This window comes from Lewinella sp. LCG006, from assembly GCF_040784935.1.
In the GTDB taxonomy this organism is placed as follows: Bacteria; Bacteroidota; Bacteroidia; order Chitinophagales; family Saprospiraceae; genus Lewinella.
In genome coordinates this window covers 3,363,988-3,384,121 of the sequence record NZ_CP160680.1, presented here as the reverse complement: position 1 = coordinate 3,384,121, position 20,134 = coordinate 3,363,988, and the positions used below count along the sequence as shown (strand labels likewise).

The following is a 20,134-nucleotide window of genomic DNA, read 5'->3' as shown; positions in this document are numbered from 1 at the left end:
AAATGGCGAGGAAATAACAGAAGTGGTACTCTTATTTCCTCGCCCCCTGTCAGGGAGTTAATTATTGTGCTAGTTGTTCAAAAATGATGAAGGTCTGTATCTTAAAGAAGTTAGCAGGGTGCCCATCGACATTGTTGAAGATAGGATCCACATCATTTCTTTGTCCCGCAAAAATGGTATCACCATCCAGATTAACATCAGTTAGATTATACCCTGGAAGGATGTAAGTTTGAATCTTGAAAAAGTTACCAGGAGCACTGTCAATCCGGTTAAAGATTGGGTCCTTGTCATTCGACTGCCCCGCAAAAACTACCCGATCATCACTAAGGGTGTTGCCGGCCCAAAGGGCATATTCTCCATTGATAACCTTCTGCTCTCGGTTATTGAAAATCGGTTGATTGTTCCACAAATTCAGATTCGTATCCGTAAAATCAACCAAAGTACCAGTCGCTATCATTGGTATTGCAACGGCTGTCATCGCCCCCAAGTGATTTCGGTGACGAACAGCGACATAATACTCACCCTCCACAGACTGGGTAAAGCATAAAGGTGACACACCATCAACATCAACAACATCACCGTCTCGTTGTACAAGCCCAGATCGTGTTTCCAGTACTGTTGCAGGATCAACAGCAGACCGCAGTTCCACGAACACCCAATCCACAATTGAATTATTACCGTAGTCCGCAAAGACTGTCATTGGGTCGGTAACGGTTTCGCCACCACCAACAACATGAGTAAAGCTACCAAGAGCAGTATACGGTTCAGTTACAGGAAGGAAGCCTCGTATACGCAAGTCATCGCGCATTAAGCCCGTTTCATTGCCTAATAAAGCCCCCTGCAATCTTACTCTCAGATTAAGCTTGACGAATGGAGGGAGACAGTCTGGGGCTGCAACTACTACAATATCATCAACTTTATTACAAGCATCGTTCGTCGCAATCAGTCGAATATTTACACCCACTGGAATCCCTGTAATCACATTCATACCGATCGTACCCACTGCCGGGCTCGTCGTTAGCGTAGCGCCAGGAGCAAGGACAAAGTTCACCGAGTACGTCTGCCCGTCAGGAGCACATACACCCAGCGCACTGACCGAGATCAGCTCCTCTGGACATGAAGGACAATCATCTGGACTCAGTGCCGTCAAAGTTATTGCACAGTCGCCATCTGAAGGATTCGTAGCTGTAATCATCACATCAGTGCCGACAGGGATACCGCTGATCACATTACCCGTGATGGTATAACTGCCAGGAGCTGTTGTAATGGTCGCACCCGTCGTCTCCGTGAAGCTTACCGAGTAAGTCATACTTCCGTCGCAGACGCTGTTACCTACCGTCAGGTCAGGCTGCTCACACATGATGTTACAAGTCACAGGGCTCGTAACACTCAGCACTACGTCCGGGCAGTTCTCGGCATTGTAGGCCGTCAGTACATCATTCGTTCCTACCGCTACTGTTACTATATTCCCGCTGACCGTACCGTTCGTACTCACGACTGTGGCACCCGGGGAGACCGCAAACGTGTACTGATACGTACTGCCGTCCACACACATCACTGAGCCTATACTCAAGACCGGTGCATCAGGACAGCAGTCAGGGGCGGGTACTACTATATCATCTTCCAGATTACAAGCAGCATCCGTAGCGATTAAGCGAATGCTTACGCCCGCAGGGATACCCGTAATCATATTCGTGCCGATGGTGCCTACTGCCGGATCCGTCGTCAGGATTGCGCCTGGAGACAGGGTAAAGTTCACCGAGTACGTCAGACCGTCCGCAGCACAGATGCCCAAAGCACTCACGGAAAGCAGCTCGTCAGGACAAGGCTCACCACAGTCATCAGGGCTCGTTGCAGTAAGGACAGACACACAGTTGCCGTCAGCAGCGTTCGTGGCCGTAACTACTACGTTCGTACCCACCGGAATACCGCTGATCACGTTGCCACTGATCGTTCCAGCGCTCGCGCTGATCGTTGCGCCTGTCGTTTCCGTAAACGAGATCGAGTAGGTCGCACCGTTACAGACACCGTTGCCCAGCGTCAGGTCGGGCTGCTCACACATGATGTTACAAGTCACTGGACTCGTAATGTTCAACACGACCGATTCACAGTTTACATCATTGTAGACCGTCAGGACGTCATTCGTGCCTACTACTACCGTTACCGTGTTGCCACTGATTGTTCCGTTCGTACTTACCGCCGTAGCGCCAGGAGACGCTGCAAACGTGTACTCATACGTACTGCCATCCACACACGTCACCGAGCCAACGCTCGCGATTGGTGCATCTGCACAGCAGTCAGGGGCGGGTACTACTATATCATCTTCCAGATTACAAGCAGCATCCGTAGCGATCAAGCGAATGCTTACGCCCGCAGGGATACCCGTAATCATATTCGTGCCGATGGTGCCTACTGCCGGATCCGTCGTCAGGGTTGCGCCCGGAGACAGGGTAAAGTTCACCGAGTACGTCAGACCGTCCGCAGCACAGATGCCCAAAGCACTCACGGAAAGCAGCTCGTCAGGACAAGGCTCACCACAGTCATCAGGGCTCGTTGCCGTAAGAACAGACACACAGTTGCCGTCAGCAGCGTTCGTGGCCGTAACTACTACGTTCGTACCCACCGGAATACCGCTGATCACGTTGCCACTGATCGTTCCGGCGCTCGCGCTGATCGTTGCGCCCGTCGTCTCCGTGAACGAGATCGAGTAGGTCGCGCCGTTACAGATACCGTTGCCCAGCGTCAGGTCGGGCTGCTCACACATGATGTTACAAGTCACTGGACTCGTAATGTTCAACACGACCGATTCACAGTTTATATCATTGTAGACTGTCAGGACGTCATTCGTACCTACCGCTACCGTTACCGTGTTGCCACTGATTGTGCCGTTCGTACTTACCGCCGTAGCGCCAGGAGACGCTGCAAACGTGTACTCATACGTACTGCCATCCACACACATCACCGAGCCAACGCTCGCGATTGGTGCATCTGCACAGCAGTCAGGGGCGGGTACTACTATATCATCTTCCAGATTACAAGCAGCATCCGTAGCGATCAAGCGAATGCTTACGCCCGCAGGGATACCCGTAATCATATTCGTGCCGATGGTGCCTACTGCCGGATCCGTCGTCAGGGTTGCGCCCGGAGACAGGGTAAAGTTCACCGAGTACGTCAGACCGTCCGCAGCACAGATGCCCAAAGCACTCACGGAAAGCAGCTCGTCAGGACAAGGCTCACCACAGTCATCAGGACTCGTTGCAGTAAGGACAGACACACAGTCGCCGTCAGCAGCGTTCGTGGCTGTAACCACTACGTTCGTACCCACCGGAATACCGCTGATCACGTTGCCAATGATCGTTCCAGCGCTCGCGCTGATCGTTGCGCCCGTCGTTTCCGTGAACGAGATCGAGTAGGTCGCACCGTTACAGATGCCGTTGCCCAGCGTCAGGTCGGGCTGCTCACACATGATGTTACAAGTCACTGGACTCATAATGTTCAACACGACCGATTCACAGTTTATATCATTGTAGACCGTCAGGACGTCATTTGTACCTACCGCTACCGTTACCGTGTTGCCACTGATTGTTCCGTTCGTACTTACCGCCGTAGCGCCAGGAGACGCTGCAAACGTGTACTCATACGTACTGCCATCCACACACATCACCGAGCCAACGCTCGCGATTGGTGCATCTGCACAGCAGTCAGGGGCGGGTACTACTATATCATCTTCCAGATTACAAGCAGCATCCGTAGCGATCAAGCGAATGCTTACGCCCGCAGGGATACCCGTAATCATATTCGTGCCGATGGTGCCTACTGCCGGATCCGTCGTCAGGGTTGCGCCCGGAGACAGGGTAAAGTTCACCGAGTACGTCAGACCATCCGCAGCACAGATGCCCAAAGCACTCACGGAAAGCAGCTCGTCAGGACAAGGCTCACCACAGTCATCAGGGCTCGTTGCCGTAAGAACAGACACACAGTTGCCGTCAGCAGCGTTTGTGGCCGTAACCACTACATTCGTACCCACCGGAATACCGCTGATCACGTTGCCACTGATCGTTCCGGCGCTCGCGTTGATCGTTGCGCCCGTCGTTTCCGTGAACGAGATCGAGTAGGTCGCGCCGTTACAGACACCGTTGCCCAGCGTCAGGTCGGGCTGCTCACACATGATGTTACAAGTTACTGGACTCGTAATGTTAAGACTCACTGCACAATTCCCAACATTAGTAGCAGTCAACACATCGTTCATGCCTACCGCTACCGTTACCGTGTTGCCGCTGACCGTTCCGTTTGCACTCACCACCGTAGCGCCAGGAGAGGCTGCAAAGGTGTACTCGTAAGTTGAGCCATCTACACAGGCTACAGAACCGACACTTATGATCGGTGAATCAAATTGTTCGATGAGTGTAACATCCGGAATATCTACTGGGCATTCTCCATTATCCCAGCGTGCGTACAGGTCATAAGTACCAGGCGCAAGATTGGCTAACGTGCTACCGCTACCCGCATTATCCGCAAAGGAATAAGGATAAGTTAAGCCACCATCAATACTGAATTCAATTGTTGTGCGGGCTGGATCATCCGTAAAGAAGAAGGTAAGCTGACCATTATCCAATCCACACTGTGGATCGACGGTAGTCGTTGAAGTCCAGGTTGGATTACTGAAGACCTCTACCGTAGCAGTGGACATATCCTCCGGACAGCTTCCTGAGGCCGCCAGTGTGTAGACAAAGGTATAGGTACCCGGAGCAACACCACTGAAATCGACCATTGTTCCATCGCCGATCGTCACACCAGAGCTTGTTGTCTCCGACCAGGTGCCACCTCCATCTTCACCAGTGACGATGTCATACAGGTTCTGTAGCATCATCTCTCCAGCACAAAGGGTCGTTGAGCCGTTCATACCGGCAGTAAAGCTTGGTGAAGAGTCTACTATTGCACTACCCGCCATATCACTATCACAGAGCTCACCCGTGGTACTCGTTGCTACTACCGTATAAGTACCTACTATCGTTTGTGCCGTGAAGGCCAACGCACTACCCGTTCCAGCTATAATTTCTACCGTCGTTGTTCCGTCAAGAATCAAGGCGTAGTTAACCCCTGTTTCAGAGTCAGAAAGACCGATTTCTTGGGCAATCACATTATCATCACAGTAAGCACCGCCACCCGTCACCAAAAAGGCCGTGGGTGCAGCTTCGATGGTAATCATTGCGCTGCCGGACATATCGCTATCACAGAGCTCACCCGTAGTGCTCGTTGCTACTACCGTATACGTACCCGCTGTCGTTTGTGCCGTGAAGGCCAACGCACTACCTGTTCCAGCTACTGTTTCTACCGTCGTTGACCCGTCAAGAATCAAGGCGTAGTTGACCCCTGCTTCAGAGTCAGAAAGACCGATTCCTTGGGCAATCACATTGTCATCACAGTAAGCACCGCCACCCGTCACAGCGTAAACCGTTGGGGGGGCTTCGGTCGTAATAATTGCGTTGCCGGTCATATTTCGATCACAAAGCTGACCTAGCGTGCTTGTTCCGACAACCGTATAGGTGCCCGCTGCCGTCTGCGGGGTAAAGTTCAAGGCTACACCCGTTCCAGCTAAGATCTCTATTGTCGTAGAACCATTGAAGATCAAGGCATAATTCACATTTACCTCTGAATCCGACAAATTAATTGCCTGTGCCATTACATCATCCGTACAGTAGGTCCCTCCACCCGTCACCAAAAAGGCTGTGGGCGCAGTTTCGATGGTAATAATTGCGCTACCGGACATATTGCTACTACACATTTCGCCGGTGTTCCGAGTACCAACAACCGTGTAAGTACCTGCCAAACTTTGTGGAGTAAAGCTTAGGGCAACACCTGTTCCGGGCACTACTTCTACTACGGTGGCACCGTTGCGGAAGAGCGTGTAGCTAACATCAGCTTCAGAGTCGGACAAACCAATCGCCTGAGGACTGACATCATCAGAACAGTAGGTACCACCTCCCGTAACATTATAGACGATAGGAAGCGGTTCTACTGTTACAGTAGGCTTATCAGTCAATTCACTATCACAACCCGTATCAATTATCGTTGCCAGAATATTATAGGTTGTTGTTACTGTCGGGCTGACGGGGAAACTTATCGCTGTCCCGTTACCCACAACTGGCGCACCAACGGGGCTATCATCAATTTCCAGACGAAGTTGGTATTGTACCCCATTTTCGCTGTTGGCAATGCTAATCGTAGCGGTTTCTCCAACACAAATAATATCGTCATCTACAGTTAATCCGGGATCCGGATTAGGCAGCACATTTACGGTAACAGTAGACATATCTGTCAGCTCATTGCTACAGCCCGTAGACGTATTTGTAGCCAAGACATTGTAAACGGTGGTCATCGTCGGGCTCACCGTGAAACTAATTGTTCCGCCATTGCCCGCTACTGGCGCACCGACAGGAGTATCATCACTATCTAAACGCAACTGGTAAGTTACGCCCACCTGGGTGTTGGTGACTGTGATGACGTCTGTCTCACCTAAACATATTTCCGGGTCACTGACCACGGGGTTGGTGTTATTTGGTGAACTATTTACCGTGATCGTAGCCGTAGACTGATCTTCGAGACAGGTACCGTTAGCAGCATGGGTGTAGGTGAATTCATAAACACCAGCAGCTACCCCGCTAAAATCAATTGCTGTTCCATCATTAATGGTCACTCCTGAGCTCGTCGTGGAAGTCTCCGTCCATACGCCATTGGGATCTTCCCCCGTAATAATGTCAAACAGATTTTGGGGCGTAGTTTCTCCTGCGCAGAAGGCCGTAGTTCCATTCATCCCTGCTTCCAACTGGATGGTAATGATAATATTGGCCTCATCACAGAACCCGGTAGGATCACAGACTTGATAAGGAATAATTACCGTACCCAAGAAGCCCGGAGTAGGGATGAAAGTAAAGTCACCATTAAAGGCATTTGACCACACTAGATCACCTTCTGAATTATCCGGAAGATTTAAGTTGATGAAGGTGAGTTCTGCTAAAGTATTATCAGGGTCAGAATCGTTGGGTGCTGCGCTTCCATTGACCGTCATCCCCGGTAGTGTACAGAAGACGTCATCTACGGCAACCGGCGGAGCACAATCAGTCGGATTAGTCAAGGTGCCTGATCCATTAGCCGTACAACCATTAACATCGGTGACCGTTACCGAGTAGGTGCCTTGTGGCAAATCAATCAGTGCCTCGGTAATAGCGCCGGTAGACCAGAGGTAAGTATATGGTCCTACGCCACCGCTCACTATCGCAAAAGTTTCTCCATCTGCACCTGCACAGGTAGGATCAACAACATCGACCATGACCATTAAAGCATCTGCGACAAGGACATCTACGCTAAGGGTTGCATTACAACCCAAGACATCCGTGACAACGACCATATAAGTGCCTGCTGCAAGGCCAGTTGGATCCTGGATATCTCCAATTGCCGTAGGTCCGGACCAGGAGTAACTAAATGGTGCGGTACCATTTTCAACCGTCAGGTCGATCGACCCAGTACTGCCACCACATGATGAAGCCGGAAGGGTCGTAGCAAAGAGCATGATCATGGTAGTTGGCTCAGCAATCGTAATCGGTCCACCAATAGCTATACAGCCATTGGTGTCGGTTACGGTCACTGTATAATCGCCAGCAGCTAAATCCGTTGGCGTTTGTACCATTGAACCGTTAGACCACTGGTAGGTGTAAGCCCCTGTACCACCATTCGGCGTAACGGTAGCGCTACCATTCATACCACCTTTACAAGTTACATCCTGGTTGAGACTCAGGCCGACTGTGAGTTCGTCTGGCTGGGTAATAGGGTTAGAGGTCATCATGAGCATACAGCCGTTGCCATCCGTGACGGTCACTGTATACATTCCTGCGCTCAATCCCGTAAGATCCTGCGTCATCGCACTATTGGACCAACTGTAGGAATAAGGCGTCACACCACCACTTACGCTAAGGTCGATGCTACCATCGGTATCCCCGAAACAGGAAAGGTTAGTGTTAACCATTGACAAAAGTAGTGTCAGTGGTTCAGTAATGGTAAAAGTCTGACTTTTGGTACAGCTATTTGCATCAGTGACAGTTACTGTGTAGGTACCAGCCATAAGGCCCGTACGATCCTCCATGGTGGAAGGGCCATCGCTCCAGGCAAAAGAGAAGCCGCCCGCACCACCACTTACGGTAAGATCGATTGCTCCGGTATTTTCTCCGTTGCAGAGTATGTTGGTTACCGCACCACCCAAGTTGATTACGGGAGGTTGATTGATGGTAACTGCGACGATCACCGAACAGTCAGGTTCAGGACACTCATCAGGAAAGCCCGGTAAGACATCTGAAACGGTGACGGAATAAGTACCCGCAGGAATGCCATTCAGGTTCTGGGTAGTTGCGCCGTTAGACCACGTAAAGTTGTAGTTATTGTAAGGCCCACCGTTTACTACCAAAGTAACACTGCCCGTTGCATCACCAAAACAATCTACATCCATGACAGTAGGAGTAACCACTAAAGCAGGAGGTTCACTGATAGTGTAGGAACTCGTGGCCGTACACCCATTGGCATCGGTCACGGTCAGCATGTAAGTTCCCGGAGCAAGCCCATTAAGCAAATTAACTCCAGTAGCACCCGTACTCCACTGAAAAGTGAATGGGGCGGTACCTCCCTGTGCATCTTGGCCATAGATAGCACCGTCATTAGCTCCGTTACAGGTAACGTCACATGCGCTAATACCAAATAATGAGACAATCATGAGCGGATCTGGCTCACTAACGACTATGTTCAACGGGAAGGTACAACCCAAAGCATCCGTAATCGTAACATCATAAGTACCAGCAGACAAGCCAGAAATATTCTTCGTAGCAGCCGTAAACCCACCAGGTCCCATCCATGAGTAGGAATAAGGAGCCGTTCCGCCCATTACCATCAGAACAATTTGACCATCACTGTCACCGAAGCAAGAGACATCGGTTACTACAGAACTAGCGGCCACGGCGGAGGCCGGCTCGGTGATGATAATGGTACGGGTAACCGTACAGAGGTTTCCATCCGTGACGGTGACCGCGTAGGTGCCTGCTGCTAAACCGGACAAATCCTGAGTAATAGCACCAAAGGGACCACCATCGAGGGTCCAGCTGTAGCTATAAGGCATCGTACCTCCGGTAACAATCAGGTCAATACTGCCGGTGGACTCACCAAAGCAGCTAACGTTGACCTGGGTATGGTCCGTTAGCAGTTCAGTAGGCTGAGTAATTTCTACACTCGTTACGGAGAAACAGCCGTTAACATCGGTGACCGTAACACCGTACTCGCCAGCAGTAAGACCACTGAGGTCTTCGGTCATTGCACCATTTGACCATTGATAAATGTAAGGTGGAGTCGTCCCGCTGGCCGTCAGGTCAATGCTGCCAGTGGCATCACCGAAGCAAACCACATCCACCTTGGTCGTCGTAATGGTGGGCCCATCGGAGTTGATAACAATAAAGGTAGAGGCATTAGCCGTACAGCCGTTGGCATCGGTGACCGTAACCGTATAGTTGCCCGCTGGAATGTTAACAATATCCTGGGTAGTCGCACCATTACTCCAGGCATAAGTATAGGGAGTTGTTCCCTGTACCACTGTAAGGTCAACCGCGCCAGTAGCAGAGCCACAAAAAGATGGCGTAACTACGAAAGGATTGATCACAGGGAGGGGATTAACTTCAACAGTAACCGAAGCAACTGCTGTACAGCCAGCTCCATTGGTTACGGTTACCGAATAAGTACCGCCATCCAGCGAAAGGTTGGCATTCGGGATGACCGGGTTGGCACTCGAAGAGCTGAATCCGTTGGGGCCAGACCATAGATAGCTATTGCCGCCAGATGCGAAGAGTTGCAAGTCCTCGCCTACACACGCGGGGTTGGTCGAGGCAGTCGCGTTAATGTCTGCTACATCAACATCCTGACAGATTTGTGGTGTTGTCCCACATTCGTTGGCCGCTTCCACACAAACCTGATAACTGCCAATGCTCAAAGCGCCCCAGTCTACAACGATCTCCGGTGTACCCTGCCCCGAAACGATGACGGCGCCCACGGGTACCGTCCAGGTGTAGGACGTATTAAGAGGGTTAGGGTCCACCGAGAAGGTGGTAATGGGATCATTAAGACAAACAGTGATCGGCGCACAGTTGTTAGGCGGGTTAAGGGTCAAAACACCCGAACTTACGGTACAACCATTCGCATCGGTGACCACCACCGAATAGTTCCCTGCCGTCAGGCCAGAACGATCTTGCGGGTTGCTGGTGCCGACTAAATCAGACCAGTTATAGGTATAGGGAGCCGTGCCGCCGGAGACAGATAGGGTAATGCCGCCAAAGTCAAAGCAGGTTGGTTGAACAATCGTAGGCGTCACAGCCAGCGCGGCTGCGGGTTGCGTGATGGTAAAGTTAACAACCTCCTCACAGCCGTTAGCGTCGCGTACGGTCACCGTCTGGGCACCAGCCACAAGACCAGTAAAGGAAGCAGAGCTGCCAAAGGTTCCCGCATTGAGCGCATACTGATAGGGCGCAGTACCACCTGTAGCTGTGATCATTACCGAACCCGTGTTCTCTCCAAAACACAATACGTTCGTTTGATTGCCTACCGATCCAATCAAGACTGGAGGCTGCGTAATATTGAAGGTACCCAAGGTGAACATACAGGCTGGAGCCCCGGCCTCACGGATGTCAATCGTATAGCTATTCAGTGCCAGTCCAGTGAAGGTGTAAGGAGAACCAGAAGTGACGGTAAACCAGTTGGTTCCATTTATGGAGACTTCGTAAGGTGAAGTGCCACCACTAGGGGCACTTACCGTAATGGTTCCGTCGCTAGCGCCGTTACAACTTACGTCCATAGGCGTAACTGTAGCGGTGATGGATGGTGGACAAGTGTTTAGTGTCGTTGTCTCCGTGTCCACTACAACACCTTCCGTACCCTCACGAGCAATGGCCAAGAAATTATAATCTCCGCCAATTGCTGGAACAGCATAAGTGTATTCGTAAGTGCGGGTACAACCTGAGGTAGCTACGGAAGTAGCCGCCACCGTACTGGTGCCTCCACCAGGTTCGGTGATCAAGATGTCCTGACCGGTAATATCGTTGAAGCCAAAGGGGTCACTGACCACGGAGCGTACGTAGACGGTGGAGCCAGGCGCTGCCTGGGTGATGAGGGAGCCACCGGGGAAAGGCGCATCGTAGATATCCAGGCTGTTGATGTTAATGAAAGTAGATACGGGCAGATCGATCAGAGAGGGATCGGTCTGGCTATCGTAATCGATGGTAAACGCCACCCCCGACTGGGCAGTAGTGATGTCCAGCGTAATGGACTGACCAGCCGGTACCGTCAAGTCACTCCCCAGGGTTCCCGTCCAGGTGAGTAGTCCAGTCCCGGCGTTGTAAGTGGGATTGGTAAGCGTAGTAATATTCGTACCACCATAACGCAGCGTAGCCGAAATATTAGGCGAAGCCGGCATGGCGCCGGAAGTAACCGTCGTATAGGCCTCCACCGTGATCGTTTCTCCGCCCAGGATGGTCAGCGGACTACAGAGGGTCGGGCTTTGGGTGAAGGTCTCCGTCAGGTTGGGAGTGATGGAAGCGGGCCTGATCGGGACGGCCCCGATGGCCCAGCGGTCACTACCAGCCGTCCAGCTCATAGTGACCGAGCCGGCACCCGGCTCGGTACTGGCCCCTCCTTCTATCTCACTGGGAGAATCTACGTTCCAGCGTTGCGTCTGTCCGGCACCGGATACGAGGGTCCCCGGGTTTTTCCAACAGACCACGTCAAAAACCAGTTGGCCACTAGCGGAGGAAGCCGTCACCGAGGCGGTACCGCTGTCGCCGGTATTTCCAACGTAGGTGCCCAGAGGAGTAGTTTGATCTACCCCGGAAAAGGAGATAGCCCCCAGCACGACACCCCTGTTGGCGTTATTGTTGTAGTTTGCAATGACGTCGAACGTACCCACCGGAGGGTTGATCATCCGGTAAATGGCCACCGTACCTTCATTTCCGTTAATGGTCTGGCCGACCTGGGTCATGGGTGATCCGCCGTAAGTGACACCGGTTACCATAGCCTCTGCTTTATCACGCCGTAGGGAAACACCGACCAGGAGTAAGCGGCTGGAAGAAGCCGTGACGGTGTGAGACAAAGTAGTGGTGCTGTTGCCGTCGTCTTCCGAGGTAGAGCTGACGCTTTCCACCTGTACCGTTTGGTTGCCGCTGACAATTAGTCCAGTGGTGCTGGCGGTAGTGGCATCGTTGGTGGTGACCGGATCAATCCGGTCCAGCGTCTGCCCATCGGAGAGGTAGAGTTGTTTGTTGGCTAGAGGCGTATCAATGATCACCGTTTGGGTGGAGGTACATACATCACTATCATTGGCATCCCGTAGGCGCACGAAGTAGGTATCTCCGGTCAGGCCATTAAAGGTATAGGGCGTGGAAGCGGTGACGGGAAACCAGTTGATACCGTCAATGGAAGTCTCCCAGGGCCCGGTACTGCCGGATGGATTACTTATGGTAATGGTTCCGTCGTTGGTTCCTCCGCCGCTCTCATCCGTTTTGCTGGTCGTAAAACTCAGACTAGCACCAGAACAGGAGGTAATGGTCTGGCTAGCGTCGTCTACCACGGTATTTTCAAAACCTTCCCGAGCGATGGCTTGCACTTGCGATGTTCCGTCAGCGTTGGAGATCGTCCAGGCGTATTCGTAAGTACGGGTGCAGCTCGTGTTGTCTACCGAAGTAGCTACTGCCGCCGAGGTACCGCCTAAAGGATCAACTAAAGCAAGGTTCATTCCCGTAATATCGTAGCTACCAAATGGATCACTTACCACTGCGCGGACGTAGACCGTCGAGCCGGGTAAGGCCGAAGCTACGGGGATACCGCCGGGGTATGGAGCATCATATAACTCCAAAGAATTGATGTTGATGAAAGTCGATACCGGAAGCTCAATCAAAGAGGGCTTGGTGGCGCTGTCATAGTCGATAGTGAAGGCCACCCCGCTCTGAGCGGTATTCACCTCCAGGATGATCGCCTGGCCGGCGGGAATCGTGAGGTCCCCCCCCAGGGTTGTGGACCAGGTGAGGGTACCCGAGCCGGCGTTATAGGTAGGGCTGGTCAGGATAGCGATGTTGGTGCCACCGTATCTGATGGTTGCCGTGATATTGGGTGAAGCGGGCATAGTGCCCCCCGTAATATTTACAAACGTACGCACCGTTAGCGGGCTACCGGCCACGATGGTAAGGTTATCGCAAAGGGCTGGAGCCTGGGTGAAAGAGGTGATAGGGTTTGCCGTCGCTGGCTTGATGGCAACTCCGCCAATAGCCCAGGTTTCTGATCCACTAAAACTCCATGACATGGTCGTTGAGGCACCCGTAGCCAGTTCGGTACTGGCTCCACCGGCACTGTGGGCACTGGACTGTATATTATACCGGGCCGTCTGGTTAGCCCCGGGCGTTCTGGTCCTGTTATCAACATTGTGCAAGTCAAAAACATCAAAGACAAGGTCACCGGCGGCTGAAGGTACCGACACACTGGCCGTATTACTGTTACCGATAGCCGATGCAAAAGTCCCGAGTGAGGTCGTCTGATTCACTCCGGAAAAGGAAGTTGCCCCCACGATGACGCCGTCATCAACATCGTTCTGGAGGAAAGTAACGACAACGTTGGCCGTTCCCACGGGAAGATTAGCCTCCTTCAATGAATAGAGCGCTATTTCATCCGCACCATTAGCAGTGGCTCCAACCAGAGTCATGCTTGCCCCTCCGTAGGTAACGCTGCCAATCGCGACGTTGCCCGCATTTTCCCGGAAAGAAAGGCTGACCAGCAGGAAGCGGTCGGTGGAATTGTTAATGGTATGCGCTAAGGTAACGGAGGTCACATCATCAGTCTGAACAGAAGTAGTATTTTCTATGGTTACCACGCCAGCGCCAAACTGCAAGATGCTGGTACTGGCGGTGGTGTTATCATTCGTAATTACCGGATCAATACGATCCAAGGTTTGCCCATCGGAGAGGTAGAGTTGTTTGTTGGCTTCGGTGCCGGCAACAAGTACTGTTTTTGAAAGCGTACAGCTCGCGCTGGCATTATCGGAGACGGTAACAGTATAAGTGCCTGCGGCGAGCCCCGAGATGTTCTGGGTGGTCGCTCCGTTGGACCAAGCGTAGGCGTAGGGAGTACTTCCACCACTGACCGACAGGTTTATCGTACCGTCCATTGCCCCAGCGGTACTTTCCGGGAAGACCGTAGCAGATAAATCAAGGCCGATGTTTTGTACGGTTGCGGAAGCTGTTTGCGTTTGGGAATTGGCGTCCGAAACAGTAACTGAATAGGTTCCCGGCGGCAGACCGGAAATATCCTGAGTGGTGGCGCCATTACTCCAGTTGTAAGTAAAGGGTGCTGTTCCTCCGCTGACCGACAAGTTGATAGCGCCATCCGTATCAGAAGAGCAATCTACGTTTGTCACGCTTGTTGAGAGAACGATGGGATTTATGTAAGAAATAGTAAGACTTGGCCTGCGACTTACTGTTGAAAAATCATCTGAATAGAAATTATAAAAATCTGCACCTGTCCCTTGTGGAACTATCCCCAATCCATAATTTGGTTGAGTGCCAGTATGCCACTCATTTACCAGAGCCGTAACGTTAATCGTTTTAACACTCCCATCAGCGTCGCCGTTACCACCTGTAAATGATCCATAAGTAGTTGGGGCAAAATCCCCTCCAGGAGTGGACCAGTTTGTTGGGCCGGCACTATTCCAGCTTAAACCACCAGCCTGTGGTTGGTCACAGGTGGTTCCTTCGGACCATGCTCGGGTCACGCGCAAGATATTTGATGTAAAGTTACTTCCGGCTCCGTCAAAACCAGCACAATCATTAATTGAAGATTTCACCAGACTGAGTGTTGCGGATGTAATTACAGCGCCAGTTGGGATGGAAGAAATATCGAATTCAATAAAGGAACGTCCCAGGAAATTGTTTTCTCTTTCAACAAAGATAACATCGTCGTTACCCCATACAAAAGTTGGGTCATTCTGATAATTAGATGTTGCCTTCGTAGACGTAATTGTCACCGTCGTCTGCGCTAAGCCAGTCGTTGTGCTTAGTAAAAATATGAGACAACTCAACAACACAACCGGAAAATTCCGGCAGGACTTGTCAAATTGAAAATTATATGTAGATACTTTTTTCATGATGCTAGGGATAGAACAGTAAATTAGATTCATGTGTATGTCAGTGGCTGTCTATTAGGTATTCAGTAGTAGATCGGTAAGCCTTTCTTCAGCATTCCTTCTACCGTGAACTTCATTTTGTTCTTTCGCCAATCCAGAATCGTCGGTGCATTGAGCAATTCCAAATTGGGTTTATCATCCGTTAGTACCAGTGCATCCTGCAGCTGGACATCAGGAACCGGGGTGAAATCATCTCCGGTATATTCCTCAAAAGGAAAAAGGTCATCATAGCGCAGCTTCTGCTGGAGTGCGGTTTCGAAATCAAGCCCCCCGCTGGGGGTACCGTACATCAGCAAATCTGATGACAGATCAGTACCGTCCTCTTCTCGCTGACTAATGAACATGTCATAGTTTACCGATTGGAAAGTTTTTAGTACTGAGCGCGGTCCTCGGGATAGCTCAGGGTTTTCCATGTCAAATAAACCCTGGAAGTTGACAATCACCAGCGCATCCTCTGCGAGCACCTCGCGTACATCTTGCAGTCCTTCTTCGGTGAAGACGTGCCAGGGCTGCACCTCTCCGCTCACCAGGTCGAAAATGACCAGGTCGTATTTTTCGGTGGTTTCATTGACGAAATGTCGGGCATCATCAATGACCAGATTGGCTGAGTTAGGATCGTACCCAAACCACTTTTCGGCGATGTAAGGAATACGTTCGTCCAACTCAACAATGTCTAAATCAAAGCCCAGTTGCAGTAAATTATGAGCAATACTACCGCCGCCCATACCGAGCAACAAGGCCTTGCTCCCAGCTGGCTTCACACCAGCCAGGGCAGCTATCTTGTGTGGATACAGCCACATAGAGACTGGCTCGTTGCCCACTTCCGTATAGGTTTGGTCTACGCCATTAAGCAGTAGTTGACGGGTCGAGAGGGGTTCACCATTATCGTAGGCTACTACCTGGTCTACTACCGTCCATTCGCCCAGTATGCCACTGGACTGATACTGGACCGTAATGGCACTATCCGTAGTTGGTGACTGGGCACTAAGCAGTAGTGCGATCAATCCACCCATTAAAAGTGCTCCAACGGGAACAATCCTCTTTTGACGAACCAAGCCCAGCACGGCAATGACAAAAAGGACACCCGCTACAAGCCAAGAGGTAAGGGTGATACCGAGTTCCGGAATCAGGTAAAAGCCCGCCAAAAAAGTAGCCAGGATGCCACCCACCGTAGAAACCGCGTAGACGGTACCAGCAGACCGACCCGCCTTGTCTTTGGAGCTATTGATCAACTGAGTAATCAGCGGAGAGACCGTCCCCATGCAAACGACCGGTGGTAACAGGTAAAGTAATACGGCAATAAACGAACCCGCCCGCACCCCTAGGTCAGAGGTCGCGACCATGATTGATGGTGCGATTTGCGGAGCCAGAACCGTTAGTACAGCTCCCAGCCCCAAAACGAGAAACAGGGGGTATTCCGTACGGTATTTTTGTGACAACCAGCCCCCCAGATAGTAACCGGTAGCCAGAGCAGTGAGTGTTACACCTAATACAGATGCCCACACGTACAGCGAGGTACCATAGAAGGGTGCAATAATCTTAGCCCCTAGTAGTTCAATGACCATAACAGCAGCCCCCTCAAAGAAGGCTACAGTAAGTAATAGGTTCCGGCTACTTTCAGGCGACGGTTTGCTCGTTCGTTGTTTCACTTTACTGGAGGTAGTTGCTGTCATTATTTCCTACTTCTGAGTATTTATTTATTAGTTTTAGTTGTTATTTATCACCCCCGGCGTTATCGGTAGTTGATTTTCGAACACCAAACTTGTCGAAACGGAAGCGGTACAGCCGTTGGCGTCTGTTACCGTTACCGAGTAAGTACCCGCCGTTAGGCCCGTCTGGTCTTCGGCAGTAGGATTGAGCCCGCTTCCATCGGCAGTGGTCCAAGCGTAAGAGTAAGTTGGAGTCCCCCCCATGACCATAAGGTCAATGGAGCCGTCGCTGTTGATGGGTGGAGCAGCTCCAGGAGGACAAGTAGGATTAATCGGTGAAATCGAAATCACTAATGGAGGTGCCTGAGTAATCGTAGTAGATAGTACGGCCGTACAGCCGTTAGCATCCGTAACGGTAACGGCATAAGTGCCACCATTCAAACTCGTGATGGTCATTGTGCCATCCCCTACGGGCGTTCCCGACCAATCATAAGAATAAGGTGAGGTCCCTCCCATGGCCGTGACGGTGATAGATCCAGTGGGGCCTCCACAATTCGCATTGGTTTGGGTAGCAGTCAGACTCAGAGCACTAGCGGGCTGGGTGACGATTATATTCGTAACAGCTTGCGTACAGTTATTAGCATCCGTGACGGTAACTGCGTAAGTACCGGCAGTTAATCCCGTACGATTCTGACTAGACGCGCCGTCGTTCCAGAGGTAGTTGTAGGGGGTAGTACCTCCTGACACCATCAGGTTGATGGCCCCTGTCGTTTCGCCAAAACAGGCGACGTTAGTCACTGTAGGAGTAGCACTAAGAGCAGCACTGGGCTGAGTAACCGCAGCAGAAGTTATAGCCGTACAGCCATTGGCATCCGTAACGGTTATGGTATAGGTACCTACCGACAAGTTACTACGGTTAGCTGTCGTTGGCCCATCATTCCAAGCGTAGGTATAACCTGGAGTACCACCGGTCACAGTCAAGCTAATGCTACCCGTATTCTGGCCAAAACATGCTACCGGAGTGGGTGTAGCCGTGGGTACGATAGCAGGCGGTGCTAATAGGGTCCGCGTAAAGGAAGCTGTACAGCCGTTGGAGGTCGTAATGTTCACCGTATAGGTGCCGGAACTTAGACCTGAGATCGTAGTGCCTGATCCGGAGCCTGATCCGCCGCCGCTGCGAGTCCAGGTATAGGTAACTGAGCTTCCGCCCGTCACGGTCATATTGATTACCCCGTTACTGAGGCCATTACAAGGCTGGGTCAAGTTGGTCGCAATCTGGAGATTACAAGCCACGTTGACAGAAGTGGCGGAGAAGGAAGTACGGTTACAAGGATCCGTAATGCTAACCGTAATGATACATTGGTAAGAACCAGAACCGTTGGGTGGCGTAAAAGTAGGATTTGCCACGGTATTGGAGGGAGAGAAAGTCCCACCACAGGAGGAAGTCCATTGATAAGTAAAGTCGTTGATATTTGCTGGTGGAGGTACGGTAACAGAAAGAGCCAGCGGTTCTCCGGGAGCGATGACGGTATTAGGGCTGATCTCCGAAACCGAAGGAAGTACCACTTTCCCAATCAATGCTTGAAAGGCAAAGTTGAAAAAAACGCGCTGAGCAGCGACATTCTCTTTTTTATTCGACTCGGCAATATCGTGGCCGGCCTGCATTAAGACCCAACCTCGATCAGGGTTGCCATAGCCGCGCCCCCAAGCCATCACGGCGGCTCGGTGTTGAATGGCTCCCGAAACACGCTGTGGATGATCCGGGTCATAGACTCCAACTTTAGTTGTAGGCCGCCAGCCCGGGCTAAGGGGAAGGTATATTTGTTCAGAGCCGTTCTCAGTAGCTTTATCCATTCTCTCCATGAACTGCATAACCGGATCCGTGGGATAATCATAGCTATAGGCAGGGGTTCCATCACTGTGATTATCCCACAACAACAGGGCATTTTCAGCGTAGGGACCATTCCCAGTCGCGGTGCCGGTCTTTTCTGCCAGGAAGTTAGTTTGCTGGCTCTTGATGGCAGGATTGAACATGTCTTCCAGTGCACTTCCAGCGTGACATCCGTACCAAATAGCTCCCAGATAAGACTGGTTCCAGTTCAAAAGATTGCTGTGGCTGGACCATACAGGATCAGCGTGTGGCATGGCAAAAATATCATCACAGGGGCCCAGTTGAGAAGGAAGTTTCCAATTGCTGGAGCTTCCGCCATAAGCCGAGGAAGGAATACCCGCCTTGGCAAAAAAACTGGTTACAATTGCCCCATTTTGCAAATCCAATGTCCAATTTGGTGCAAAATTCATGGTCGTAAAAACCGGCACCGTAATGGGTGAGGTGGTAGTGGTGCCGATTACTCCCTGGCCTTGCCAAAAAGTAATGCGCGCATTTACCGCTGTAGTGCGGAACTCAGCTGGAATGATAAAAGGCCCTCCTCTGTATCCTAAGCCATTGTACGTGAAATCGACACCATCTTTGGTCTTCGTAGGGTTGATCACCCATTTGATGGGTACTTGATAGTTTTCTAGCAAATCATAGACCAAACCGTAAGGCTTGAGACCATTAGCCTCCGTTTGTGGAGTTACCCCCATATTGATGATAAAAGAACCCGAGGAGATTGTTTCGTTGACTGTTTGGGCTTTCGCCGAAAGGGCTCCTCCTATCAAACACCAGATCAACATGAAGTGGTGAAAAATAGATGCTGTTCTTTTCTGACTTTTTAGTAAGCTATTATAAGTGGTCTTGAGAGGAGATAGTAGAGATAAGATGACCAATAATACACCAGAGAATAATCCCCATTTCGGCGTAAGCCCCCGACTTAGCGCTAGCGCTTGTAGCAATGCTATCATTTTTGTAAATTTTTCATGTGACATAAAGACAGAAAAATGGAGAGAATCTTATCTTAATATTCTCTTGGATTTCTCTGTTCTTCGCAACGATGATGCTCTGTATTAATTCAATTTGAGCACCACTTTATATGATGGAAAGAAAATATAAGTCTATAATAAAGCTATATTAATCCGTCCTTCAATACGTTAAAGGTAGCGGCGCAAGAAGGAACCATTCGGCAAAAACCCGGTCTATTCGGCAAAAAAATGTAGATTATTCGGCAATCCAGCGATAAATCGGCAAATCAACGTATAAAAATCAAAGATTTTGTGTTATCTCTGTAATGAGAATATTGGTACGCGCTTCTAAGCTGTGCAGTTCCACAAGTATTTTTAGGTATTGGTAAATATCGAG

At 50.9% G+C, this 20,134-nt stretch carries 3 protein-coding genes; all 3 read right to left on the bottom strand.

The window, feature by feature from the left end; all coding sequences use genetic code 11:
* Positions 1-61: 61 nt before the first annotated feature.
* Positions 62-15,208 carry a DNRLRE domain-containing protein gene (locus tag AB0L18_RS12140; protein WP_367392859.1) on the bottom strand — a complete coding sequence of 5,049 codons (15,147 nt, stop codon included), beginning with the start codon at positions 15,206-15,208 and terminating at the stop codon, positions 62-64.
* A 62-nt stretch (positions 15,209-15,270) separates the two neighbouring features.
* Entirely contained in the window at positions 15,271-16,920 is a 1,650-nt protein-coding gene (locus AB0L18_RS12135; protein WP_367392858.1) for a spermidine synthase, read from the bottom strand.
* Between the two features lie 33 nt (positions 16,921-16,953).
* Positions 16,954-19,740, bottom strand: coding sequence for a SprB repeat-containing protein (locus tag AB0L18_RS12130; RefSeq protein WP_367392857.1), 2,787 nt, complete (start codon positions 19,738-19,740; stop codon positions 16,954-16,956).
* Between the last annotated feature and the right edge of the window lie 394 nt (positions 19,741-20,134).

Excerpts from the sequence above, each read along its gene's own strand:
- AB0L18_RS12135 (WP_367392858.1), bottom strand. The coding sequence starts at position 16,920 with ATGACAGCAACTACCTCCAGTAAAGTGAAACAACGAACGAGCAAACCG.
- AB0L18_RS12140 (WP_367392859.1), bottom strand. The coding sequence starts at position 15,208 with ATGAAAAAAGTATCTACATATAATTTTCAATTTGACAAGTCCTGCCGG.
- AB0L18_RS12130 (WP_367392857.1), bottom strand. The coding sequence starts at position 19,740 with ATGATAGCATTGCTACAAGCGCTAGCGCTAAGTCGGGGGCTTACGCCG.